The sequence below is a fragment of the Paracoccus denitrificans genome (assembly GCF_900100045.1).
GTDB lineage: Bacteria > Pseudomonadota > Alphaproteobacteria > Rhodobacterales > Rhodobacteraceae > Paracoccus > Paracoccus denitrificans.
On the sequence record NZ_FNEA01000024.1, the window covers coordinates 35,612 to 59,139 of the forward strand.

Below are 23,528 nucleotides of genomic sequence, written 5' to 3' on the forward strand. Positions count from 1 at the left end.
CACCCCCCGAAGGACAAGTCATGACCGAGCAGCCCACCACCGCCAACCAGATGTGGGGCGGACGTTTCGCCGCAGGCCCGGACGCGATCATGGAGGCGATCAACGCCTCGATCGGCTTCGACCAGCGGCTCTATGCCCAGGACATCCGGGGCAGCCGCGCCCATGCCGCGATGCTCGCCGCACAAGGCATCATCAGCACTAGCGATGCCGAGGCGATCGGGGAAGGGCTGCTCACGGTCTTGTCAGAGATCGAGAAGGGCGACTTTCCCTTTTCGACTGCGCTGGAAGACATCCACATGAATGTGGAATCGCGGCTGAAGGAGATCATCGGCGAGCCGGCGGGGCGCCTGCATACGGCGCGCTCGCGCAACGACCAGGTGGCGACCGATTTCCGGCTTTGGGTGCGCGACCAGTGCGACGCCGCCATCGCCGGGCTGGACGCCCTGATCCGCGCCGCCTTGTCGCAGGCCGAGAAGGGCGCGGATTGGGTCATGCCGGGCTTTACACATCTGCAAACCGCGCAGCCGGTGACCTGGGGCCATCACATGATGGCCTATGTCGAGATGTTCGGCCGCGACCTGTCGCGTTTCCGGGACGCGCGCAAGCGCATGAACGAATCGCCCCTGGGCGCCGCCGCCCTGGCCGGCACCGGCTTTCCCATCGACCGCGAGGCGACGGCCCGGGCGCTGGGCTTCGAGCGGCCGATGGCGAACAGCCTCGACGCGGTCAGCGACCGGGATTTCGCGCTGGAATACCTGTCGAGCGCCGCGATCTGCGCCGTCCACCTGTCGCGGCTGGCCGAGGAACTGGTGATCTGGTCCTCGGCCCAGTTCCGGTTCGTGACCATGTCGGACCGATTCTCGACCGGCTCGTCGATCATGCCGCAGAAGAAGAACCCCGACGCCGCCGAGCTGATCCGCGCCAAGATCGGCCGCATCCTGGGCGCGGCGGTGGCGCTGTTCGTGGTGATGAAGGGCCTGCCCTTGGCCTATTCCAAGGACATGCAGGAGGACAAGGAGCAGGTCTTCGACGCGAGCGACAACCTGATGCTGGCGCTTGCCGCGATGACGGGGATGCTCACCGACCTGACCGCGAATCGCGAGCGGCTGGAGGCGGCGGCGGGCTCGGGCTTCTCGACCGCGACCGACCTGGCTGACTGGCTGGTGCGCGAGGCCGGGCTGCCCTTCCGCGACGCCCATCATGCGACCGGCGCGCTGGTCGCCATGGCCGAGCAGGCGGGCATCGACCTGCCGGACCTGACGCTGGAACAGATGCAATCGGTCAACCCGGCGATCACCGCGGATGTCTATGGCGTGCTGGGCGTGCATAACTCGGTCGCCTCGCGCATGAGCTATGGCGGCACCGCTCCGGCGCAGGTCCGCGCCCAGATCGCCCGCTGGAAAGAGAAACTGGAGGAGAAATCCGCATGACGCAGCATCTGCTTTTGGCCGCTTTCGCGCTGATCCTGGCGACCCTGGCCGCCTGTGGCGTCGATGGCGCCCCGACCCGTCCCGAGCCCGCCCGCGAGACCGTGCGCGAACCCGGCGTGCATATCAGCGGAGAGGCGCATTTCGGTGTCATCACGCAGCTCTGAGCTGACGTCGCTGCGGCTGGCCTGGGCCGGGCTTGCCCTGGTCGGCCTTGTCGTGGCGCTGTGGCGGGGCGAGGCGCTTTGGCAAGGCGCCGGCGGGTCCGAACTGGTGGCGCAGGCCACGCTGGCGCTATGGTGCCTGATCGAGACCATGCTGCGCCGCAACTGGGCGGCACTGCTGACGCTGCCGGGGCTGGCGCTGGGGATCGGCTTTGCGCTGCCGCTATATCTGTTCATCCGCTCTCGCAGGATCACCTGATGGATCACTTCAACTATGTCGATGGCTGGCTGCATGCCGAGGAGGTGCCGCTGGCCCGCATCGCGGCCGAGGTCGGCACCCCGGTCTATGTCTATTCCGCCGCCACGCTGACCCGGCATTTCAAGCTGTTCCAGCAGGCGCTGGCGTGGACCGATCACCTGGTCTGCTTTGCGGTCAAGGCGAATTCGAACATCGCGGTGCTGAAGCTTCTGGGCGACCTGGGCGCGGGCATGGATATCGTCTCGGGCGGGGAATATGCGCGCGCCAGGGCGGCGGGCGTGCCGGGCGAGCGGATCGTTTTCTCGGGCGTCGGCAAGCTCGAACCCGAGATGCGCATGGCGCTGGAAGGCGGCATCCGCCAGTTCAACGTCGAATCCGAGCCCGAGCTGGAGCTGCTGTCGCGCGTCGCCTCGTCCATGGGGGTCGAGGCGCCGATCGCCGTGCGGGTGAACCCGGACGTGGACGCCAGGACGCATGAGAAGATCGCCACGGGCAAGTCCGAGAACAAGTTCGGCATCCCCATCGCGCGGGCGCGCGAGGTCTATGCCCATGCCGCGCGCCTGCCCGGGATCAAGGTGGTCGGCATCGACATGCATATCGGCAGCCAGCTGACCGACCTGGAGCCCTATCGCCAAGCCTATGCCAAGATGGCCGAACTGACCCGCGCGCTGCGCGCCGACGGGCACCGGATCACCCGGCTCGACATGGGCGGCGGCCTGGGCATTCCCTATCGGCGCGACAACAATGCGCCGCCCTTGCCCATCGAATACGGCCAGGTGATCCGCGATGCCGTGGGCGACCTGGGCTGCGAGATCGAGATCGAGCCGGGGCGCAACATCGCCGGCAATGCCGGGATCCTGCTTTCCTCGGTGATCTATCTGAAACAGGGCGAGGGGCGGGATTTCCTGATCCTCGACGCGGCGATGAACGATCTGATCCGGCCGGCGATGTATTCCGCGCATCACGACATCGTCCCGGTGCGCGAGGCGGCGCCGGGGGCCGAGGTCGCGCCGCATGACGTGGTCGGCCCGGTCTGCGAGACCGGCGACACCTTCCAGAAGGCGGTCGAGCTGCCGGCATTGGGCCCCGGCGATCTGGTGGCGTTGCGCTCGGCCGGGGCCTATGGCGCGGTGATGGCCTCGGAATACAATTCCCGGCCGTTGGTGCCCGAGGTTCTGGTCAGCGCCGATCAATTCGCCGTCATTCGGGCGCGGCCGACGCTTGAGGAAATGCTGGGACGCGATACCATTCCGGAATGGCTCTGAACGCTCATTCCCGCGCCGTTGCGACCGGGGGTTTCACACCCCCGGGCCCCCGTGGGGTATTTCCCAAACGGAAAATGAAGGGGCGTGATCGTGGATCGGGATGAGCCACGCCGGATTCGCCGGGCGGTCTGGCTGACCCGCGCCGGCATGTGGTGGGAGGCGCTGGCCGCGGCCTTCTGGCCGCTGGGCGTGCTGCTGGCACTGGTGCTGGCGGCGCTGGCCTTCGGCGTGACCGATCTGCTGTCCTCGCGCGTGCTGTTCTGGAGCATGGCGGCGGCGGTGCTGGCCGTGCTGTCGGCCTTGGCCTGGGGATTGCGGCGATTCCGGCGGCCTTCGGCCGAGGCGGCGCGGTCGCGGGTCGATCTGACCCTGCCGGGGCGGCCGCTTTCGGCGCTGCGCGATCAGGTGGCCGTGGGTGCCGGGGACGGCGGTGCGGCCGTGCTGTGGCGGGCGCATCTGGCGCGGATGCAGGCGGTGGCCTCGGCCGCGCGGCCGGTCGCCCCCGATGCGCGGCTGCGCTGGCGCGATCCGGTCGCGCTGCGGCTGGTCGGCATGGTGGCGCTGGTCATGGCGCTGATCTTTGCGCCCACGGGGCAGCTGGGGCAGGGCATCGCCGCCTTGGGCGCAACCTTCCGGCCCATGCCCGAGGTGCGTCCGGGGGGCGAGGCCGGCCCCTCATGGGAGGGCTGGGCCGAGCCGCCCGCCTATACCCGGCGTCCGACGCTTTACCTGAACGCCCTGCCAGAGGGGCAGGGGCTGGAACTTCCCAAGGGCTCGAAGCTGAGCTTCCGGCTTTATGGCGAAGGCGCCGGGATCGTGCAGGACATCGGTGCTGCGCTGCCGGGCGGCGAGCCTTCGGCGCCGGAGTTCATGGCCGAGCGCGACGGGGTGGTCGAGGTCGCCGGGCGGCGTTTCGACGTGACCGTGCTGCCCGATGCGGCGCCGGTCGTCGCACCGGGCAAGGCGCCCGAGCGGCGAGCCGACGGCCGGCTGGTGCAGGAATTCACCGCCAGCGACGACAACGGCATTGCGGGGGGACAGGCGGTCATCACGCTGGACCTGGATGCGGTGGACCGCCGCTTTGGCCTGGCGCCCGACCCCGAGCCGCGCGAGACGGTGGCGCTGGACCTGCCGCTGCCCGCGACCGGCAGCCGCAAGCAGGTCCGCGGCCGGCTGGTGGGCGACCTGGCGCGCCACCCCTGGGCCAACCTGCCGGTGACCATCTCGCTGCAGGTCGAGGACGGGATCGAGCAGCAGGGTGTCTCGGCCCCCATGCGCATGGTGCTGCCGGGGCGGCGCTTCTTCGATCCATTGGCGGCGGCGCTGATCGAGGTGCGGCGCGACCTGTTGTGGTCGCGCGAAAACGCTGCCCGTAGCGCCCAGGTTCTGCGCGCGGCGAGCTGGCAGCCCGACGGCTTCATGGAGGAGGAGCTTTATCACGGCCTGCGGGGTGCCGTCGGCACGCTGGAAGCCGGCAATCTGAGCGAGGAGGCGCGCAACAAGCTGGCGCAATTGCTGTGGGACGCGGCCGTCGCGCTGGAGGATGGCGGCCTGGCCGATGCTCTGGAGCGGATGCAGCAGGCCCAGGAGCGGCTGTCCGAGGCGATCCGCAACGGCGCCAGCCCTGACGAGATCCAGCGGCTGATGGACGAGCTGAAGCAGGCCACCGACGATTATCTGGACATGCTGGCCCAGCAGCAGGGCGAGGATCCGGCCCAGCGTTTCGACCGCTCGGCCCAGAACCGCCAGCAGATCACCGGCGACCAGATCCAGCAGATGATGGACGAGATCCAGCGCCTGATGAACGAGGGCCGCATGGCCGAGGCCCAGGAACTGCTGGAGCAGTTCAACCGCATGATGCAGAACCTGCGGGTGACGCAATCCGAAGGGGGCGAGGGCGGCCGCCAGCGTCCGATGAACCGGCTGGCCGAGACCCTTCGCGACCAGCAGAAGCTGGCCGACGAGGCCATGCGCCAGATGCAGGACCAATACGGCCAGTGGCAGCAGGGCCAGGAAGGGCAGGGCAGCCAGGACAACCAGCAGCTCGCCGACCGCCAGCGCGAGTTGCGCGAGGATCTGGGCCGGCAGCGCGGGTTGCTGCCCGGCCGCGGCACGCCGCAGGGCGAGGAGGCGCGTCGCCAGCTGGACGAGGCCGGCCGTGCCATGGAGGATGCCGAGCAGTCCCTGCGTGAGGGTGACGCCGCCGGCGCGATGGAGCGCCAGGCCCAGGCCATCCAATCCATGCGCGAGGGGATGCGCGCGCTTGGCGACATGATGGCGCAGGACCGGCAGCAGGGGCAGGACGGCGAGCCGCAGCAGGGCGGGCAGCAGGACGGTCCCGAGGGCCCCTCGGGCGATCCGCGCGGCCAGCGCGGGCTGGCGCAACCCTACGACCGCCGGCCGCAGACCGATCCGTTGGGCCGGGCGCTGTCGGGCGACGGCGGCTCGATCACCTCGGGCGATCCGCTGGCCGAGGGGGGCGATCCCTCGCGCAAGGCCCGGGAATTGCAGGACGAGATCCGCCGCCGCACCGGCGAGCGCGAGCGGCCGCGCGACGAGCGCGACTATCTGGGCCGGCTGCTGGAGAATTTCTGAACCGTCGCAGGAAGGCCCGCGGCCGGCGTCGAACCGGCCTGCATGGGGTGCCGCGTCACGTCAGCAGGGCCGAAACGTGCTATTCGCCCAGGATGCGGTCGTGCAGCCAGAGCCGGCCATGATCGATGTGCTGGCGCAATCCGGCAAGCCAGTTGCCGCCTTCATCGGCCGGGATCTGCGGCGCCAGCGCATAGAGTGCCACCACCCCCAGCGCCAGCATGGCGGCAAGGCCGAAACCCGTGGCATAGCCCGTCCTTTCGCGTCGCACCGGCACGATGGCGGGGACGGGTGCTTCGCGCAGGCTGCCGGTTTCGGCGGGTTGGCCGGATCCGGCTTCCGGCGCGGCGGGCCGGATCAGCGATGCGGCGGGCGAGGGCGGTTCTTCGGCCTGGGTTGCCGCATCGGGCTGCGGCGTGACCGAGCGGGTCAGGGTGGCGGCCAGTTCCTCGGCATCGGGCAGGACGGGGGCCGCTACCGGCTGGGGCCGATCCTGCGGTGCAGGGTCAAGGGCCGGATCGGCTGCGCCCGGACTTTCGGGCAGGGGAGCGGCCTGGGTCTCAGTAGGAGCCTCAACGGGTCTTTCAACGGAAGTCTTGTCGGGCAAGGAGGCGTGGCCGGCCTCGGTCACGGTCACGGCGGGCCAGTCGACCAGCGGCTCGGCCTCTGTCCCGCTTTCCGCTGCGGCGTGTTCCGGCCGGGCTGCGTCCGGCATGTCCTGCGGCGCTTCGGCCACCGGCTTCGCGGGATTGTGATCGGCGGTGGGCGGGCGCATTTCCGTCTGGCGGGCGCGCAATTCCCGGGCGGCCTCTTCGCGCAGGATGGCCAGCACCGATTCGTCCAGCGGCCGGTTCAGCACCGGGCGTGCCTCGGGGGCATGGGGGTCGCGCGGGCCGGCTTCGGGCGGCAAGGCGGATTTTCCGGGCCTTGGCTGGCGCCAGACATGGCCACAGGCCGAGCATTCGACCTCGCGCCCCGAGGCGGGAATGGCGGATTCCGCAATCTCGTATTGGGCTGCGCAGCGGGGGCAGGTCAGGCGCATGGGCTGGTCTTTCGGCTCCGGTCGGGGATGGTTTCGATCATGCGGGCGTCTCGCATTCGCCGCGCGACTGTTCTATCAAGCCAGGAACCGCGCGCCAAGCAGCCCGCTCGGAAAGGGACCACCAGTGATCGAGATGCAGAACCTGTCCTTCGGCTACAGCGGCAACGATCCGTTGCTTGCCGACATGTCGCTGACGCTACAGCCGGGTTCCTTTCATTTCCTGACCGGCCCGTCGGGCGCGGGCAAGACCACCTTCCTGCGGCTGTGCTATGCCGAACTGATGCCGAGCGCCGGGCAGATGACGGCATTCGGCCAGGACGTGCGCACGCTGTCGCGCGACGGCATCGCCGCGTTGCGCCGCCGGGTGGGGGTGGTGCATCAGGATACGCAGTTTCTTGACCACCTGCCGGTGGCGGAAAACATCGCGCTGCCGTTGCTGGTTTCGGGCGAGCAGATCGACATGCCGGCCCTGGGCGAGCTTCTGGCCTGGGTGCAGCTGTCCGGCCACGCCCGCGCCATGCCGCCCGAGCTTTCCGGGGGCGAGCGGCAGCGTGCCGCCCTGGCCCGTGCCGTCATCATGTCGCCCGACCTGATCCTGGCCGATGAGCCGACGGGCAACCTGGATTGGGACATGTCGATGCGGCTTTTGCAGCTGCTGATCGAACTGAACCGTTCTGGCAAGGCGGTGCTGATCGCCACCCACGACCTGAACCTGATCCGTGCCGCCAAGCAGCAGGTGCAGGCGCGGGTGCTGCGCATCGCGGGCAAGAGGCTGCAACTGGCGGGAGCGGACCTGTGAAGAAAGCCGATCTGAAATCGCTGGACCTGGCGGCGCTGTGGCGGGGGCTGACCCGGCCCGACCCGGCGGGCACGGACCGCGTGGTGCCGCCGACCGGCTTTACCGCGCAACTGACGGTATTCTCGGCCGCCGCCATGGCCTTTCTGGCCGTCTTTGCCCTGGCCCTGGCGCTGGCCACCGGCCGGTTGGCCGAACGCTGGTCCACCGAACTGGCCCAGACGGTGACCGTGCGCATCTCGGCCCCCGATGACCAGATCGACGAGCAGACCGTCACGGTGATGGAGGCGCTGAAGACGACCCCCGGCATCGCCGAGGCCCGATTGCTGCCCGATGACGAGGTGGAAAGGCTGCTGGAGCCCTGGTTCGGCCCGGATGTCCCGGTCGAGGCCCTGCCGGTGCCGCGGCTGATCGAGATCACCGAGGCCGCCGACGGTTTCGATGCCGCGGCGCTGCGCCTGCGGCTTCAGGGCGAGGCGCCGGGCGCGGTGCTGGACGACCATACCCGCTGGCGCCAGCCGCTGGTTTCGGCCGCGAACCGGCTGCGGGTGCTGGGGCTGGTCTCGCTTTTGCTGATCGGCGCGGCTTCTGGTGCCATGATCACGCTGGCGGCCAAGGCGGCGCTGGCGGCGAACGGGCAGGTGATCCGCGTGCTGCGCCTGATCGGCGCCCGCGACATCACCATCGCCACCGCCTTCGTGCGCCGCTTTACCCGCCGTGCCGCCATGGGCGCGGCCGGGGGCACGGCGCTGGGAATGGGGGCGATCTGGGCGCTGCCCTCGATGGACCAGGCGGGAAGCTTCCTGACCGGGCTGGGATTCCAGGGCTGGGGCTGGCTGTGGCCGCTGCTGATCCCGCCCGTGGCCGCCGCGATCGGCTTTGTCGCTACCCGCTGGGCGGCGCTGAAGATGCTGCGCGAGGTGCGCTGATGAGTGCCTATCACCCGCGCCGGGCCTCGATTCTCGACTGGCCGCGTGCGGTGCTTTACTACCTTTACGTGGCGCTGGTGACCCTGGTGCTGGGGCTTTGGGGCCTGCCGCAGGTGCTGGTCCATCCCGAACGCGCGCATCGCGTGGCCAGCCTGTGGCTGGGCCAGATGCTGGGTGCGGCGCGGGTCATCCTGGGCGTGCGCATCGAATATCGCGGCACGCCGCCCGCCGGCGACTGCATCGTCGCCTCGAAGCATCAAAGCTTTCTCGACATTCTCGCGCTGGCCCACGCCTGTCCGCGCCGCGCCTTCGTCATGAAGCGCGAGGTGCTGCGGGTGCCGATCATGGGCTGGTTCGCGCGCAAGGTCGGCTGCATCCCCATCGACCGCGCCCGGGGCAAGGAGGCGATGAAGCAGATCATCGCCGGGGTCGAGGCCGCCCGCACCCGCCCCGGCGGGCTGGGCCAGTTGATCATCTATCCCGAGGGCACCCGCACCCGGCCGGGGCAGAAACTGCCCTACAAGCACGGCGCAGGCACGATCCAGCGCGCCACCGGCCTGCCGATCCAGCCGGTGGCGGTGAATTGCGGCCTGTTCTGGCCCAAGCGCGGCATCCCGATCCAGGGCGGCACGGCGGTGATCGAGTTCCTGCCGCCGATCACCGTCGGCCAGCGTTCCGGTGCGGTGATGGAACTTCTGGAGGCGCGGATCGAGGCCGCAAGCGACCGCCTGCTGGCCGAGGCCGGCGGCCTGCCCGGAACCACGCCCGCGCCGGCGGCCTGACGCCTGACGCAAGGGCAGGGGCAGGGCCGAAGCGTTTTCGGCATTGCGCCCGGTCGCGGTTGCGGTCCAACCTGCCCGGCGGATTCGCGGGCCTTCGGGCCAGAACAGGGGGACGGGATGCGTCCGATCATCGACATCGACCATGTTTCCAAGCGCTATGACAGCGGCACGGTTGCGCTGAACGACGTCTCGCTGCAGATCGACGAGGGCGAGATCCTGGCATTGCTCGGCCCGAACGGGGCGGGCAAGACCACGCTGATCTCGATCATCTGCGGCCTCGTGGTGCCGACCGGCGGCACGGTCCGCGTCGGCGGCCACGACATCCGCAAGGACTGGCGTGCGGCGCGCAAGCTCATCGGTCTCGTCCCGCAGGAGATCGCGCTGGAGCCCTTCGAGAGCGTCATCGACTGCGTGCGCTTTACCCGCGGTCTTTACGGCGAGCCGCCGGATGACGCTTATATCGAGCGGCTGCTGAGCAGCCTTGCGCTGTGGGACAAGCGCGAGGCCAAGACGCGTGAGCTGTCGGGCGGCATGAAGCGGCGGGTGTTGATCGCCAAGGCGCTGTCGCACCGGCCCAAGGTGCTGTTCCTCGACGAGCCCACCGCCGGGGTGGATGTGGCCCTGCGGCGCGAGATGTGGCAGGTGGTCCGGGAACTGCGCGCCGAAGGCGTGACCATCATCCTGACCACGCATTACCTGGAGGAGGCCGAGGACATGGCCGACCGCATCGGCGTCATCAACCGGGGCGAGCTTTTGCTGGTCAAGTCCAAGGACGAGCTGCTGGGCGAGTTCGGCAAGAAGCACCTGACCGTCTCGCTTTACGAACCGCTGCGGGCCCTGCCTGCCGAACTGGCCGGGCGCGGGCTGGTCCTGTCCGCCGACGGGCGGGAGCTGGGCTATGCCTACGACACCCGGGCCGAGCGCACCGGCATCGCCCATCTGCTGGCCGAACTGGCCGAGCGCGGCATCGCCGTGCGCGACGTCTCGACCAAGCAGAGCAGCCTCGAAGAGATCTTCATGTCGCTGGTCGAGGAGGAAACCGCATGAACTGGCGTTCCGCCCGCGCCGTCTTCGGCCACGAGATGGCGCGGTTCTTCCGCACGATCTGGCAGTCGCTGGCCTCGCCGGTGCTGTCCACGGTGCTTTACTTCGTCGTCTTCGGCGCCGCCATCGGCGGGCGCATCCAGGCGGTCGAGGGCGTGCCCTACGGCGCCTTCATCGTGCCGGGCCTGATGATGCTGACCGTGCTGCAGCAATCGGTGGCCAATGCCAGCTTCGGCATCTATTTCCCGAAATTCGCCGGCACGATCTATGAGATCCTCGTCGCCCCCACCGGCTGGATCGAGGTCACGCTGGGCTTTGTCGGCGCCGCCGCCGCCAAGGCGGTGATGATCGCGCTGGTGATCCTGGTGACAAGCTTCTGGTTCACCGGGGTCCATATCGCGCATCCGTTCTGGATGCTGGCCTTTCTGTTCCTGACCGCCATCGCCTTTTCGCTTTTGGGCTTCATCATCGGCCTTTGGGCCAAGAATTTCGAGCAGTTGCAGATCGTGCCGATGATGGTGATCACGCCGCTGGTGTTCCTGGGCGGCGCCTTCTATTCGGCCTCGATGCTGCCGCCCTTCTGGGAGGGCGTGGCCAAGCTCAACCCGGTGCTTTACCTGATCTCGGGCTTTCGCTGGAGCTTTTTCGGCTTTGCCGACGTGCCGGTCGGGCTGTCGCTGGCGGCGGTGGCGCTGATGATCCTGGTCTGCATGGGTGCGATCCGCTGGATCTTCCTGACCGGCTGGCGGCTGCGGGAGTGACGGCTCAGGCCGGGCAGGGCGTTGCTGCCTTGCCCATCCGGGCCGCATGGAGGTTTAAGGCCGTCCTTTGCTGGCTCAGCCAGGTTTCCGCCGTCTCGCGTCCCTGCGCCTGCGCCAATTGCCGATAGGTGGGGCCAAGCCGTTCGCGGTTGGCCCAGATCGCGCAATCCAGCGGCCCCGGCGCCACTTGCACGACGCTGCTGGCGGCGCTGCCTTGCTTCGGCAACGGCGCGGAATCGGTCCCCGCGCCTTGCGCTCCGGCCGCAGTCGCCCAGAACAGGGCCATGGCAGAGATGAGAATCCGCTGTCGAACCATGTGTCCTCTCCCCATTTCCTCCCCGCTTCGGCAAGTGTGGCACGATGCTGTGGGCCTGTCAGCTATTTCCTCCCGCACAGCCGGGTCTGCGGATCCAGCCGGACATAGTCCCGGGCCGAGATCTTGTGCATTTTCAGCGAATGCTTCCATTGCGTGTTCCACATGCGCAGGATGCCGCCCCGATAATATTGCGCCATCAACTCGTCCACGATCGGCGGGATGATGTTGGTGCTAGGGATGCGCGGCGCGTGAAAGCCGACCGTCGCCTTCGGTCCCAGGCAGGCATTGGGCAGGGTGATGTAGATCGTGCAGGCCGAGCGGCAATAGCCGCGCACCTCGACCGGGCGGCCGCTGGCGGCCAGCTTGTTGCGGTAGCGGATCGCGTCGACGACATTGCCGCCGCGGTTGTTCATGATGACGATGGGCTTGCCGCGCGGCTGCGCCTCGGCCGCGGTGGGGATGGCGGCGATGCCGGCACCCAGCCCCAGAGACAGGGCAAGTGCCATGGAAATGTGGGTCAGGAAAGAACGCATGCTCATGTCCCTTGCTATGCCTCGCCGAACGCCCAAGTCCAAATGACGTTCCGGCGAGCCGCGCTTGCCGCTTAACAAGCGCCGCGCCCCGCATTATATGCCGGCCATGAGCCAGAACCCGCCCCTGTTGCGCCCCGATCTAGCCCCCGCGCCCATCTTCGACACCAGCCGGAGAGAGGGCCAGCCCACCATCGGCATGGTCAGCCTTGGCTGTCCCAAGGCGCTGGTGGACAGCGAGCGCATCCTGACGCGCCTGCGGGCCGAGGGCTATGCCATCAGCCCCGACTACAAGGGCGCCGGCGCGGTGATCGTGAACACCTGCGGTTTCCTGGACAGCGCCAAGGCGGAATCGCTGCAAGCCATCGGCGAGGCGCTGGCGGAAAACGGCAAGGTGATCGTGACCGGCTGCCTGGGCGCCGAGCCGGAATACATCACCGGCGCGCATCCGTCGGTGCTGGCCGTGACGGGACCACAGCAATACGAACAGGTGCTGGATGCGGTGCACCACGCGGTGCCGCCCAGTCCCGATCCTTTCGTGGACCTGCTGCCGGCCTCGGGCGTCAAGCTGACGCCGCGCCATTACAGCTATCTGAAGATTTCCGAGGGCTGCAACCACGCCTGCAAGTTCTGCATCATCCCGGACATGCGCGGGAAGCTGGTCAGCCGTCCCGCCCATGCGGTGATCCGCGAGGCCGAGAAGCTGGTCGAAGCCGGGGTGCGCGAATTGCTGGTGATCTCGCAGGATACCTCGGCCTACGGGCTCGACCGCAAGTTCGCGACCGAGCGCGGGCACCGGGCGCATATCACCGACCTGGCGCGCGACCTCGGGCAGCTTGGTGCCTGGGTGCGGCTGCATTACGTCTATCCCTACCCGCATGTGCGCGACCTGATCCCGCTGATGGCCGCCCATGGGGAATCGGGGGGGCTGGTGCTGCCCTATCTGGACATCCCCTTCCAGCACGCCCACCCGGACGTGCTGAAGCGGATGGCCCGCCCCGCCGCGGCGGCGAGGACGCTGGACGAGATCGCCGCATGGCGCGCGGTCTGTCCCGACATCACGCTGCGCTCGACCTTCATCGTCGGCTATCCGGGCGAGACCGAGGCCGAGTTCCAGACCCTGCTGGACTGGCTGGACGAGGCGCAGTTGGATCGCGTCGGCTGCTTCCAATACGAAAACGTCAAGGGCGCGCGGGCGAACGACCTGCCGGATCACGTTCCCGACGATGTGAAGCAGGATCGCTGGGATCGGTTCATGCAAAAGGCGCAGGCGATCTCCGAGGCGAAGCTGGCGGCCAAGGTCGGCCACCGCATCGAGGTGATCGTGGATGCCGTGGATGGTGACGGCGCCACCTGCCGCACCAAGGCGGATGCGCCCGAGATCGACGGCAACCTGTTCATCGACGAGGGATTCGAGGATCTGGCCCCGGGCGATATCGTCAGCGTCACCGTGGACGAGGCGGGCGAATACGATCTTTGGGGCCGGCTATAGGCGGCGACAATCGTTCCGGTTGTGGCAGTCGCGCCGCTGGCTTAATCAGGGGTTGCGACACAACAAGGCGGCATGGATGAACTGGGATCCCGAAGGCAGGCCCCGCAAGCCCGATTTCCTGGGCATCGGTGCACAAAAGGCCGGCACCACCTGGCTGTCGCAGATGCTGGGCCAGCATCCCGACGTCTGGGCGCCTCCATTCAAGGAGGTGCAGTTCTTCAACCATCGCTTTATCGAGGAGCATCGCAAATGGCTGCCCTGGCATTTTCGCCGTGGCCGCCAGAACATCGAGAAACGCTGGGCCGCCCGCGGCGAGGAGATGCCGCGCGACATGGTGCGCTATCTGGACCGCATCACCCGCGAGCCGATGTTCACCAACCATTGGTACAAACTGGTCTTCGCCCCGGCGCCGCAGGGGACAAGGACCATCGACGTCACCCCGGAATATTCGACCCTGCCGCCGGAAGGCGTGGATTTCATGGCGAAATTCCTGCCGCAAGCCAAGTTCGTCTATATCATTCGCCACCCGGTCGACCGGGCCATCTCGCAGCTGAAGATGAACCTGAGCCGCGCCCGGCGAAAGCCCGCGACCGTCGAGGACTGGCTGGCCGAGATCGAGGATCCGGTGCTGATGGATCGCGGCGACTACATGCGTTATGTGCCGCGCTGGAACGCGCATTTCGGTCCCGACCGGCTGCTTTACCTGCCTTTCGGCATGATCGCCCGCGATCCGCTGGGCTTCCTGCGCCGGGTCGAGGACTTCCTGGGCCTTCGGCAGCATGACTATCGCGACCTGGGGAAAAAGGTCTTTGCCTCGGACAACACGCTGGTCGTTCCCGACAGGGCCCGCGCCCGGCTGCGCGAGAAGCTGGAGCCGCAGTTCGGCTTTCTCGAACAGGCCTTCGGCCCGGAATTCACCCGGCAGTTCCGCTGAGCCTTCCCCTTTCGCCCCTGCTCGACTACATAGCGGCCAGATTCATACGGATTTCAGAGACGGGGAAAGATCATGGCCTCCTACCAGTTCGTTTACCACATGGACGGGGTGTCCAAGACCTATCCGGGCGGCAAGAAGACCTTCGAGAACATCCGCCTGAACTTCCTGCCCGGCGTCAAGATCGGCGTCGTCGGCGTCAACGGCGCCGGCAAATCGACGCTTCTGCGCATCATGGCCGGCATCGACAAGGATTTCACCGGCGAGGCCTGGGCCGCCAAGGGCGCGACCGTCGGCTACCTGCCGCAGGAGCCGCAGCTTGACCCGGCGCTGAACGTGCGCGGCAACGTCATGGAGGGCGTCAAGGCCAAGCAGGCCAAGCTGGACCGTTATAACGAACTCGCCATGAACTATTCGGACGAAACCGCCGAAGAAATGGCGAAGCTTCAGGACGAGATCGATGCCGAGAACCTCTGGGATCTCGACAGCCAGATCGACATCGCGATGGAGGCGCTGCGCTGCCCGCCGGACGATGCCGACGTGGAAAGCCTCTCGGGCGGGGAACGCCGCCGGGTGGCGCTGTGCAAGCTGCTGCTGGAACAGCCCGACATGCTGCTTCTGGACGAACCGACCAACCACCTGGACGCCGAGACCATCGCCTGGCTGCAAAAGCACCTGATCGAATATCCCGGCACCATCCTGATCGTCACCCACGACCGCTATTTCCTGGACGACATCACCGGCTGGATCCTGGAACTCGACCGCGGCCGCGGCATCCCTTACGAGGGCAACTACTCGGCCTGGCTGGAGCAGAAGGCCAAGCGGCTGGAGCAGGAAGCGCGCGAGGACAAGGCCAAGCAAAAGACGCTGGAACGCGAGCTGGAATGGATCCGCGCCGGCGCCAAGGCGCGGCAGGCCAAGCAGAAGGCCCGGATCAACGCCTATAACGAACTGGCCAGCCAGTCCGAGCGTGAAAAGCTGTCGAACGCCCAGATCATCATCCCGAATGGCGAGCGGCTGGGCAATAAGGTGATCGAGGTCGACGGGCTGAAGAAAGCCATGGGCGACAAGCTGTTGATCGAGAACCTGTCCTTCAGCCTGCCGCCGGGCGGCATCGTCGGCGTGATCGGCCCGAACGGCGCCGGCAAATCGACGCTGTTCAAGATGCTGACCGGGCAGGAACAGCCCGACGCGGGCGAGATCACCTATGGCGACACCGTGAAGCTCAGCTATGTCGACCAGTCCCGCGACGCGCTGGACCCGAACAAGACCGTCTGGGAGGAAATCTCGGGCGGGGCCGAACAGATCGAACTGGGCGATGCGACGATGAACAGCCGCGCCTATGCTTCCGCCTTCAACTTCAAGGGTGGCGACCAGCAGAAAAAGGTCGGCCTGCTTTCAGGCGGTGAGCGTAACCGCGTGCACATGGCCAAACTGTTGAAATCCGGCGGCAACGTGCTGCTGCTCGACGAGCCGACCAACGACCTGGATGTCGAGACCCTGCAGGCGCTGGAGGCGGCACTGGAGGATTTCGCCGGCTGCGCGGTCATCATCTCGCACGACCGCTTTTTCCTCGATCGACTTTGCACGCATATCCTCGCCTTCGAGGGCGATGCGCATGTCGAGTGGTTCGAAGGCAACTTCGAGGATTACGAGGCCGACAAGGTCCGCCGCCTGGGCCCGGATTCCATCGAGCCGAAGCGGGTGAAATACAAGAAGTTCACGCGCTGACAAGATAAGGGCCGCTGCGAAATCGCAGCGGCCCTTTCAAGCTTCGATCCTCTGCCGCTCAGGATGCGCTTTCCTGCTTTGATGAACGCGCGCGGCGTTTTCCGGGCGCTTTTCCGGCAACCGTGGATGCAGGTTGCGTTGCGCTTTCCGATTTCTCGATGATTTCGGGCGTGGTCTTTTGCGACATTTCCGGTGGTGCTTCCGTCGTTTCGGCAGCCGCGGGCGTTATCGCAGTATCGAATCTGCACAACGCGAGCCCTTCGGTGGTCAGGTAGTCGAAATGGCGCTCGTATATACGCTGAAGTTCTGAATGCGGTGCTTTGCGCATGCCGCGTTTGCGCAGAATCTCGGGCGCATGCCGGGGCGTGTCATTGTCGCCGCGATGGGTGACGATATTCGGGAAATGCGGATCGGTCACGGCCGTCATCCTGAGCGGGATCTGGTAGTGGCCAAAATCAAAGATGGTTCGGCCGGCGCTGCGAACTGCTGCACCTGCGCTGAAGAAAGGGCTATACCAGTCGTAGATACCCTCTGTCGGGCCATCCGTAATACAATAATATTGCTGCGAAAAGCTGATTCCGAAATTGCCATTGCGCCACATTCCCGAGGCGTGGCGGCGCAATCGGCGAATGTATTCCTTTGAAACACAGTCGTCGTCATCAAGTCGGAACTGAACCGAATTGGGTAAAGACCAGTCCTGTTCCTCGGCGACCATGCGTATCGCATCCGAGATATGCATCGGTGGAACGAACTTCAGGATCACCCGCTTATCCGCTGCGCAAATATCGGCCAGCTGGCGCCTGTATTTTTCCGGCATGCGATCCGAGGAGACGACCAGGAAGCTGAAATTCGGATCGGTTTGATGCGTCAGAGAGCGAAGCGTCAGGTGCTGGAACGTCGCAAGCCTGGCCTCGATGCGGCGAGGCTCGAACAGTTCCTTGACCTTCTCGGCGTAAATCTCTTCGAGCGCCTCTTCCGGCTGATTGCGATAAGCCTTCCAATCGCCCCGGCCCAGCATCGAGAAACGGCATACGCCTACGATGTTGATGTCCTGCTCTTTGACCAAAACCTGATCCCCACTGGTTATGTGGCTACTATTTCTTTGCCGAAACGCGACTGAAATTATTGCGGTGACTCATGATCCGCCACATCTCTCGGCGACCTCGTCAAGGCGACCTTGGCGCGCTTGCTGGCTTCCTCGACGCTGGTTGCGATTTCTTCTTCACTCGGGCTTTCCCAACCCTCGGCACTATCGATGAACCCTTTTTCGACCAGATCGAGAGCGAGCTTGCCATGGTCGATTTCACCCCAGCTCAGGTGGTTGGACTTATCCTGAAGCGGATCCATCCAGTTTGCAGCCAATGCATCGATGATCTCGGGATCGCGGCCTATCATTCCTTGAATTTGGGCGGCGATGGATTCATGCGCATTGTTATCCCTGCGCAAGACGAAGCCTATATTCTTGGAAGGATCCGCCACCATTCCGGCGATATGAAAAGCGGAACTGTCCACCCCCAGGATATGGCTTGCGGACTTGTAGTAACGAAGCTGGTCGGTCAGCGCCATCTTTTCGGGGTGCATGATTTCATAGCCATTGCGGATCATATTGCGTTCCATGACGGATTCCGCAACAATTCCCCCGCGGCCGTTGAATTTCGTGCGTGAAATATAGATCTTCCGTGGATTGTCTGCCGGCAGGCGCTCCGCAATCTGGCGCATCCTGGCACGAAATTCGGGAGTGCCCTTGGCAATCCGACCCAGGCCAAAGCCCTGCCCGGGCACATAAAGCTCCTCTACGCTGATCGGCTCCCGGGCGATGGTGACCTTGACCTTGAGATTCAGAAGTTCCCAAAATTCGCTTTGATACTTCTGGAAATCCTGCAGGTCGGGGTGCTTGGGAACGAAAATGACCGTTTCGATCTCGTCATGGTCGAATGCCCAGCAGCGCGACATGGTTTCGGTCATGAAATGGCCGAAATGGCCATAGTAAAGGCCGCCCCACATATGCTTGCCCTTCAGGCGCTTGCCGGGGGCGGTCTTTTCCGTGACGGCGCGGGTCATTCGAATGCCGCCGCGCCATGTCGCCGCATGGAGACAGTCCCCAAGGTCCGAAACGACGCCGCAGATCGGGCGGCCGATCATCGTCGTCGGGGGGACGACAACGGCGTCGTGGACTTGAACGATTTCGCGGGACCAGCCGTGGTCAGGGTCTGGCTCGATCTTTCCAAGTTGCTGGAGCTTCAATTGTTTGGTCCATGAATAGATAGTTCATGGTCTTTTATGTGAACAATTTAGACATTTCTAGCCTTTGTGTGCGCGCACCCCGCTTGTGCATGAACTGGACTAGCCGACCCACTCCCACGGCAAGGCGTATTGGCCCAGCAGCTGTTCGACGGCGCTGCGGTCGACCTGGCCCTTGGGACGGATGTGGGCGACCAGGCCGCGCTTGCGGTCATCGACCACCTCGCCCACCTCGGCCGCCAGCCCGGCCTCGGCCAGGGCGGAGTCATAGACGCGGCGGATCGCCAGCTTGCGCAGGTCGGGCTTGAAGATCTTGCCGACGGTGGTCTTGGGCAGTTCGGGCAGAATCTCGACATGCTTCGGCACTGCGGCGCGTTCGTGGATATGGGTGCGGGCATGCTCCATCAACTCGTCCAGCCCGACCTCGGCGCCCGCGATCAGCTCGACATAGGCGCAGGGCAGCTCGCCGGCAAAGGAATCGGGTTGGCCGATGGCGGCCACCGCGGCGACCTTGGGATGGGACAGCAGCGCATCCTCGATCTCGGCGGGGTCGATGTTGTGGCCGCCGCGGATGATCAGGTCCTTGGCCCGCCCGGTGATCCACAGGTAGCCGTCGGCATCCATCCGGCCGAGGTCTCCGGTGCGCAGGAAGCGGCTTTCGGCGAAGAGATCGTGGTTCTTGTCGGCCTCGGTATAGGTCGAGCCCTCGAAGACGCCGGGATTGGCCACGCAGATCTCGCCGATCTCGTCGGTGGCGCATTCGTGGAAACCGCCGTTCCGGCGTTGCAGGATGCGCACATGGGTATGGGGCAGGGGGATGCCGACCGAGCCGACCTTCTTGAGCCCGTTGATCGGGTTGCAGGACACGAGGCAGGTCGCCTCGGTCAGCCCGTAGCCCTCGGCGATCTCGACCCCGGTCGCCGCCTTGAAGCGGTTGTAAAGCTCGATCGGCAAGGGCGCAGAACCCGAGATTGCGGTCTTGAGCGAAGAGACATCGGCATTCACGGGGCGCTGCATCAGCGCGGCGATGGCGGTGGGCACGGTGATCAGGAAGGTCGCCTGCCAGCGCTCGATCAGCTTCCAGAAGTTGTCGAACACGCCTTCGCCGCGATATCCCGCGGGCGTCGGCATGACCAGTTGCGCGCCCGACATCAGGCAGGACATCAGAACCGGATAGGCCGCGAAGACGTGAAACATCGGCAGCGGGCACATCAGCACGTCGGTTTCGGTGAACAGCAGCGTTCCGCCCAGCCAGCCGTTATAGATCATGCCCGACTGCTTGTGCTGGGCGACCTTGGGCATGCCGGTGGTGCCCCCGGTGTGGAAGAAGGCGGCGACGCGATCCTCGGCCGGTTCGTCGAAGGTCAGGCGGTTGTGCTTCTGCGCGCTGGCGGCGGCGTCGAAATCCATGACCTTGGCGTGATGCCGCGCGGTAACCTTGGGTCGCATCAGCGGCACCAGCAGGCGTTTCACCCCGGTCAGGTAGCCGCGCAGGTCGACCTCCAGCACGGTCTGCACGTTCGGCGCCTGGGCCACCGCATCGGCCGCCTTCTGGGCGACCTCGGATTTAGGAAAGCTTTTCAGCGTCACCAGCACCTTGGCGCCGGTCTCGCGCAGAATGGCGGCGATGTGGTCGGGCTCCAGCAACGGGTTGATCGGGTTCACGATCCCCGCCGTCGCGCCCGCCAGCAGCACGACCGGCGCCTCGATGCAGTTGGGCAGCAGATAGGCGACGACATCGTCCGGCCCGACGCCCAGGCTGCGGAACAGGTTCGCCGTCTCGGTCACCCGCTCGTGCAGCTCGGTCCAGGTCAGCGTGCGGGCCGGAGCCTTGGGGTCCGAGAACAGCTGGAAGCTGATTGCGGGGCGCTGGGGATGGCGGTCACGGGTCTCGGTCAGGGCCTGATAGACCGTATGCGGCACCTGGCGCTCCGCATAGGGCATCTCCGCCTCGACCGCATCGCGGTCTGCGACGCTTGCGAACCTTGCCATTCCTTTACCTCCCGTTCTCCCTTTCGGGGTCATGCCCCGCCGCTAGGCAGAATGGTCCAACAATCAGCATGCTGGCAAGCATTCCGCGACGCCACGGGGATGCCGAAACGCAGCGTCGCGGCGGGGAATCAGGCCTGGGGAATGCGCAGGGTCTGGCCGGGATAGATCTTGTCGGGGTGGCTGAGCATGGGCTTGTTGGCCTCGAATATCTCGGGATAGCGGTTGGCCTTGCCCAGGTATTTCTGCGCGATGGCGGAAAGCGTCTCGCCCTTCTGCACGGTATGGAACACGGGTTGCGTCGAGGGGGCCGGGGTTTCGCTGCCGGCACCGTCGGCCAGTTCCACATGGGCGATGCCCTTGATGTTGCCGACCGCCAGGATCAGCTTTTCCAGCGTTTCCTGGTCGCGCGCCTTGCCCGAGATCACCACCGTATCGCCGCGCAAGGTCAGATGCACGTCCTTGCCGGTCAGGCCCAGGGCGGACAATTCGGCCTTGAGAGCGGCCACCTTGCGGTCGGTATCGCTTTGCGCGGGCTGGGCGGGTGCCTCCTGCGCTTCGGCTTCGGATCCGAAAAGCGATTTGCCGGCGTCCTTCACGAAATCCCAGATGGCCATGGCCACTCCTTTCAAGTTGCATCTCGGGCGGCAACGTTTCGCCGAAGCTGCGGTTCCAGACAAATTTAAGCAATCTAGGGTTGAGAAACGGGCTTCTGGTTCCTAGTTTTTGCGAGGCTAAAGGATATAGAACTTGAACGAATACTGCAAATCACTGGTTTTGGCGACTTTTCTTGGATTGATGGCGGCTCCTGCCGTTGCCGGGGAGGGGGCGCGAATCTCGACGAAATCCGTTGCGGGGGCAGAAGCCATGCCGGGCGCCGTCACCTGCTACCAGACATCCATGCGTGAAAATGAGGCAGCGGCGCGTGCCACCAACGCCACGCGCCAGGCGCGCGGACTGGCGCCGCTGAAGCCGAACCAGGACCTTGCCATGGCGGCAGCCCGCCATGCTTGCGACATGGCCAAGCGTGGGACGATGTCGCATCGGGGCGGCAAGACCAAGGGCCCGATGCAGAGGCTGAAGCAAGAGGGCTACAGGCCCAGCATCGCGGCCGAGAATATCGCCGCCGGCCCCTGGGGGCAGGATCGCGTGCTGGTGGAATGGTCGCGCTCCAGCGGGCATCTGGCCAATATCCTGATCCCGCAGGTCCGGCATTACGGCATCGGCAAGGCGCTGGGGGCGGATGGCAAGACCGTCTATTGGGCGGCGGTCTATAGCGCACCGCGTTAAGCCGGCGGCGCGCCCTGCAAGGTCGATGCGCAGCGGTTGCGGTGCCTTTCCGTGCGGGGTCCGCGGGTAGCCGTGACCAACCACGCTGCGCCGGATAGGCGCTCGGATCCGCGGGTTTGCGCAGCTCTCAGGCGACTTCTTCCGTCACGCCTTCGGTGAACTGCAGCCGCGCAAGCCGGGCGTAAAGCCCGCCCTGCGTCACCAACTCCTCATGCCGGCCTTGGGCGACGATGCGGCCATGGTCGAAGACCACGATCCGGTCGGCCTTTTTCACCGTGGCCAGGCGATGGGCGATGATGATCGTGGTGCGGGTCCGGGCCAGCTCGTCCACGGCATGCTGCACCAGCCGTTCGGATTCGGCATCCAGTGCCGACGTCGCCTCGTCCAGAAGCAGGATCGGCGCGTCGCGCAGGATGGCGCGGGCGATGGCGATGCGCTGCTTTTGCCCGCCCGACAGCATCACGCCGCGCTCGCCGACAAAGCTGTCATAACCCTCGGGCAGCAGGCGCAGGAATTCGTCGGCATGGGCGGCGCGGGCGGCGGCCTCGACCTCGGCATCCGAGGCGTCGGGGCGGCCGAAGCGGATATTCTCGCGCGCCGTGGCGGCAAAGATCACCGGATCCTGGGGCACCAATGCGATGGCCTGGCGGAAATCGGCGCGGGTCATGTCGCGCAGGTCGATGTTGTCGATGCGCACCGTCCCGGAATCCGGATCCCAGAACCGCAGCAGCAACTGGATCACCGTCGTCTTGCCGGCGCCCGAAGGCCCGACCAGCGCCACCGTCTCGCCGGGCTGGATGTCCAGCGTGACCCCCTCCAGCGCCGAACGGTCGGGGCGCGAGGGATAGTGGAAGGTCACGTCGTCAAGCCGGATCGCGCCCTTGACCGGGCGGGGCAGGGCAATCGGCTCGGCCGGATCGGTCAGCGAGTCCTGCGCCGTCAGCAGCTCGGTCAGCCGTTCGGTCGCGCCGGCGGCGCGTTGCAATTCTCCCCAGATCTCGGACAGCGCGCCCACGGCGCCGGCGACCAGCACCGCATAGATGACGAACTGCACCAGTTCGCCCACGGTCATCATCTCCAGCCGCACGTCGCGGGCGCCGATCCACAGCACCCCCAGCACGCCCGAGAAGATCAGAAAGATCACGATCACCGTCATCACCGTCCGCGTCCTGACCCGGTTCAGCGCCGAATCGAAGGAGCGTTCGGTCACGTCGTCGAAGCGCGCGCGCGTCGGCCCCTCTTGGGTAAAGGCCTGCACGGTCTGTGCCGAAAGCAGGCTTTCCGAGGCCGCGCCCGAGGATAGCGCGATCCAGTCCTGATTCTCGCGCGACAGTTTCCGCAGCCTCCGCCCCAGCACGACGATGGGCACTACGATCAGCGGCACCAGCAGCAGCACGAGGCCGGACAGCTTGGCCGAGGTCCAGACCAGCATCACCATGCCGCCGACCAGGATCAGGAAATTGCGCAGCGCGATCGAGACGGACGAGCCGATTACCGACTGGATCAGCGTGGTGTCGGTGGTGATGCGGCTGATGATCTCGCCGGTCAGCACGCGCTCGTAAAAGGCCGGGCTCATGGCGATGACGCGCTTGAACACGGCCTTGCGGATATCGGCCACCACCCGCTCTCCCAGACGGGTGACGAGGTAATAGCGCATGCCGGTCCCCAGCGCGAGCAGCGCCACGATGGCCAGGGCCGCGCCGAAATACTGATCCAGGAGATGCGCGCCGGCGTCGAAGCCGTCGACCACCCGGCGCACCGCCAGCGGCAGGACAAGGCTGATCCCCGCCGTCAGCGTCAGCGCCAGCAACGCCGCCGCCAGCAACCCGCGATAGGGCAGGATGAAGGGCCAGAGCGCCCGAAGCGCGCCGATGCGTTTCGTCGTCGGCCGATCCACGATGGGTTTGGGTGCGCGTGCCATATATCCTCCCTGGGTCGCCCGAATGG

22 protein-coding genes are annotated in these 23,528 nt (G+C 66.3%); 14 read left to right on the top strand and 8 right to left on the bottom strand.

Annotated elements, in window-relative coordinates; translation table 11 throughout:
• Positions 1 to 20 precede the first annotated feature (20 nt).
• From argH to BLT64_RS19065, 5 genes are all read left to right on the top strand, one after another.
• Positions 21 to 1,430 carry an argininosuccinate lyase gene (argH, locus tag BLT64_RS19050; RefSeq protein WP_011748311.1) on the top strand — a complete coding sequence of 470 codons (1,410 nt, stop codon included), beginning with the start codon at positions 21 to 23 and terminating at the stop codon, positions 1,428 to 1,430.
• Positions 1,427 to 1,594, top strand: a complete 168-nt coding sequence (locus BLT64_RS26945; protein ID WP_041529923.1) for a hypothetical protein — start codon at positions 1,427 to 1,429, stop codon at positions 1,592 to 1,594. The genes argH and BLT64_RS26945 overlap by 4 nt, the downstream gene beginning before the upstream one ends.
• Positions 1,575 to 1,850 (top strand): DUF2834 domain-containing protein, encoded by a 276-nt coding sequence (locus BLT64_RS19055; RefSeq protein WP_011748310.1) that lies wholly within the window; start codon positions 1,575 to 1,577, stop codon positions 1,848 to 1,850. Before BLT64_RS26945 ends, BLT64_RS19055 begins: the two co-directional genes overlap by 20 nt.
• Positions 1,850 to 3,115: a diaminopimelate decarboxylase gene (gene lysA, locus BLT64_RS19060; protein ID WP_011748309.1), complete on the top strand. Its 1,266-nt coding sequence runs from the start codon at positions 1,850 to 1,852 to the stop codon at positions 3,113 to 3,115. The genes BLT64_RS19055 and lysA overlap by 1 nt, the downstream gene beginning before the upstream one ends.
• A 90-nt stretch (positions 3,116 to 3,205) precedes the next feature.
• The gene (locus BLT64_RS19065; protein ID WP_011748308.1) at positions 3,206 to 5,710 is read left to right on the top strand and encodes a DUF4175 domain-containing protein; all 2,505 of its coding nucleotides are present in this window, start codon (positions 3,206 to 3,208) and stop codon (positions 5,708 to 5,710) included.
• Between the two features lie 79 nt (positions 5,711 to 5,789).
• Here the strand turns inward: BLT64_RS19065 and BLT64_RS19070 are convergent, their stop codons facing one another.
• Positions 5,790 to 6,749, bottom strand: coding sequence for a zinc-ribbon domain-containing protein (locus BLT64_RS19070; protein ID WP_011748307.1), 960 nt, complete (start codon positions 6,747 to 6,749; stop codon positions 5,790 to 5,792).
• A 124-nt stretch (positions 6,750 to 6,873) separates the two neighbouring features.
• Between BLT64_RS19070 and BLT64_RS19075 the strand changes: the two genes are divergently transcribed.
• From BLT64_RS19075 to BLT64_RS19095, 5 genes are all read left to right on the top strand, one after another.
• Positions 6,874 to 7,548 carry a cell division ATP-binding protein FtsE gene (locus BLT64_RS19075; protein WP_011748306.1) on the top strand — a complete coding sequence of 225 codons (675 nt, stop codon included), beginning with the start codon at positions 6,874 to 6,876 and terminating at the stop codon, positions 7,546 to 7,548.
• Positions 7,545 to 8,474 carry a cell division protein FtsX gene (locus BLT64_RS19080; RefSeq protein ID WP_011748305.1) on the top strand — a complete coding sequence of 310 codons (930 nt, stop codon included), beginning with the start codon at positions 7,545 to 7,547 and terminating at the stop codon, positions 8,472 to 8,474. Before BLT64_RS19075 ends, BLT64_RS19080 begins: the two co-directional genes overlap by 4 nt.
• Positions 8,474 to 9,256: a lysophospholipid acyltransferase family protein gene (locus tag BLT64_RS19085; protein WP_011748304.1), complete on the top strand. Its 783-nt coding sequence runs from the start codon at positions 8,474 to 8,476 to the stop codon at positions 9,254 to 9,256. Before BLT64_RS19080 ends, BLT64_RS19085 begins: the two co-directional genes overlap by 1 nt.
• A 117-nt stretch (positions 9,257 to 9,373) precedes the next feature.
• Positions 9,374 to 10,303 carry an ABC transporter ATP-binding protein gene (locus BLT64_RS19090; protein ID WP_011748303.1) on the top strand — a complete coding sequence of 310 codons (930 nt, stop codon included), beginning with the start codon at positions 9,374 to 9,376 and terminating at the stop codon, positions 10,301 to 10,303.
• Entirely contained in the window at positions 10,300 to 11,061 is a 762-nt protein-coding gene (locus BLT64_RS19095) for an ABC transporter permease (protein WP_011748302.1), read from the top strand. The genes BLT64_RS19090 and BLT64_RS19095 overlap by 4 nt, the downstream gene beginning before the upstream one ends.
• A 4-nt stretch (positions 11,062 to 11,065) precedes the next feature.
• On the opposite strand, the gene BLT64_RS19100 is transcribed toward BLT64_RS19095, so the two are convergent.
• The gene (locus BLT64_RS19100) at positions 11,066 to 11,377 is read right to left on the bottom strand and encodes a hypothetical protein (protein WP_128492942.1); all 312 of its coding nucleotides are present in this window, start codon (positions 11,375 to 11,377) and stop codon (positions 11,066 to 11,068) included.
• A gap of 62 nt (positions 11,378 to 11,439) precedes the next feature.
• On the bottom strand, positions 11,440 to 11,910 hold the full coding sequence (locus tag BLT64_RS19105; protein WP_011748300.1) for a hypothetical protein: 471 nt from the start codon (positions 11,908 to 11,910) through the stop codon (positions 11,440 to 11,442).
• A gap of 106 nt (positions 11,911 to 12,016) precedes the next feature.
• On the opposite strand from BLT64_RS19105, the gene rimO reads away from it, so the two are divergent.
• The 3 genes from rimO (at position 12,017) to ettA (ending at position 16,061) form a co-directional block, all read left to right on the top strand.
• Complete coding sequence (gene rimO, locus BLT64_RS19110) at positions 12,017 to 13,399, top strand: 30S ribosomal protein S12 methylthiotransferase RimO (protein ID WP_041530228.1); 1,383 nt, start codon at positions 12,017 to 12,019, stop codon at positions 13,397 to 13,399.
• Positions 13,400 to 13,475: 76 nt separating this feature from the next.
• On the top strand, positions 13,476 to 14,333 hold the full coding sequence (locus tag BLT64_RS19115) for a sulfotransferase family protein (RefSeq protein WP_011748298.1): 858 nt from the start codon (positions 13,476 to 13,478) through the stop codon (positions 14,331 to 14,333).
• 72 nt (positions 14,334 to 14,405) lie between these two features.
• Complete coding sequence (gene ettA, locus BLT64_RS19120) at positions 14,406 to 16,061, top strand: energy-dependent translational throttle protein EttA (protein ID WP_011748297.1); 1,656 nt, start codon at positions 14,406 to 14,408, stop codon at positions 16,059 to 16,061.
• A 58-nt stretch (positions 16,062 to 16,119) separates the two neighbouring features.
• Here ettA and BLT64_RS19125 read toward each other — a convergent pair whose 3' ends face one another.
• The 4 genes from BLT64_RS19125 to lysM form a co-directional block, all read right to left on the bottom strand.
• On the bottom strand, positions 16,120 to 17,127 hold the full coding sequence (locus BLT64_RS19125) for a putative rhamnosyl transferase (RefSeq protein WP_011748296.1): 1,008 nt from the start codon (positions 17,125 to 17,127) through the stop codon (positions 16,120 to 16,122).
• A 56-nt stretch (positions 17,128 to 17,183) separates the two neighbouring features.
• Positions 17,184 to 18,305, bottom strand: a complete 1,122-nt coding sequence (locus BLT64_RS19130) for a glycosyltransferase family 61 protein (protein ID WP_128492941.1) — start codon at positions 18,303 to 18,305, stop codon at positions 17,184 to 17,186.
• A 99-nt stretch (positions 18,306 to 18,404) separates the two neighbouring features.
• Positions 18,405 to 20,294, bottom strand: a complete 1,890-nt coding sequence (locus tag BLT64_RS19135; protein WP_011748294.1) for an acyl-CoA synthetase — start codon at positions 20,292 to 20,294, stop codon at positions 18,405 to 18,407.
• A gap of 128 nt (positions 20,295 to 20,422) precedes the next feature.
• On the bottom strand, positions 20,423 to 20,908 hold the full coding sequence (gene lysM, locus BLT64_RS19140) for a peptidoglycan-binding protein LysM (RefSeq protein ID WP_011748293.1): 486 nt from the start codon (positions 20,906 to 20,908) through the stop codon (positions 20,423 to 20,425).
• Positions 20,909 to 21,191: 283 nt separating this feature from the next.
• Here lysM and BLT64_RS19145 point away from each other — a divergent pair, with 283 nt between their 5' ends.
• Positions 21,192 to 21,581 carry a CAP domain-containing protein gene (locus tag BLT64_RS19145; RefSeq protein ID WP_230999245.1) on the top strand — a complete coding sequence of 130 codons (390 nt, stop codon included), beginning with the start codon at positions 21,192 to 21,194 and terminating at the stop codon, positions 21,579 to 21,581.
• Between the two features lie 127 nt (positions 21,582 to 21,708).
• Here the strand turns inward: BLT64_RS19145 and BLT64_RS19150 are convergent, their stop codons facing one another.
• Positions 21,709 to 23,502: an ABC transporter transmembrane domain-containing protein gene (locus tag BLT64_RS19150; RefSeq protein ID WP_011748291.1), complete on the bottom strand. Its 1,794-nt coding sequence runs from the start codon at positions 23,500 to 23,502 to the stop codon at positions 21,709 to 21,711.
• Between the last annotated feature and the right edge of the window lie 26 nt (positions 23,503 to 23,528).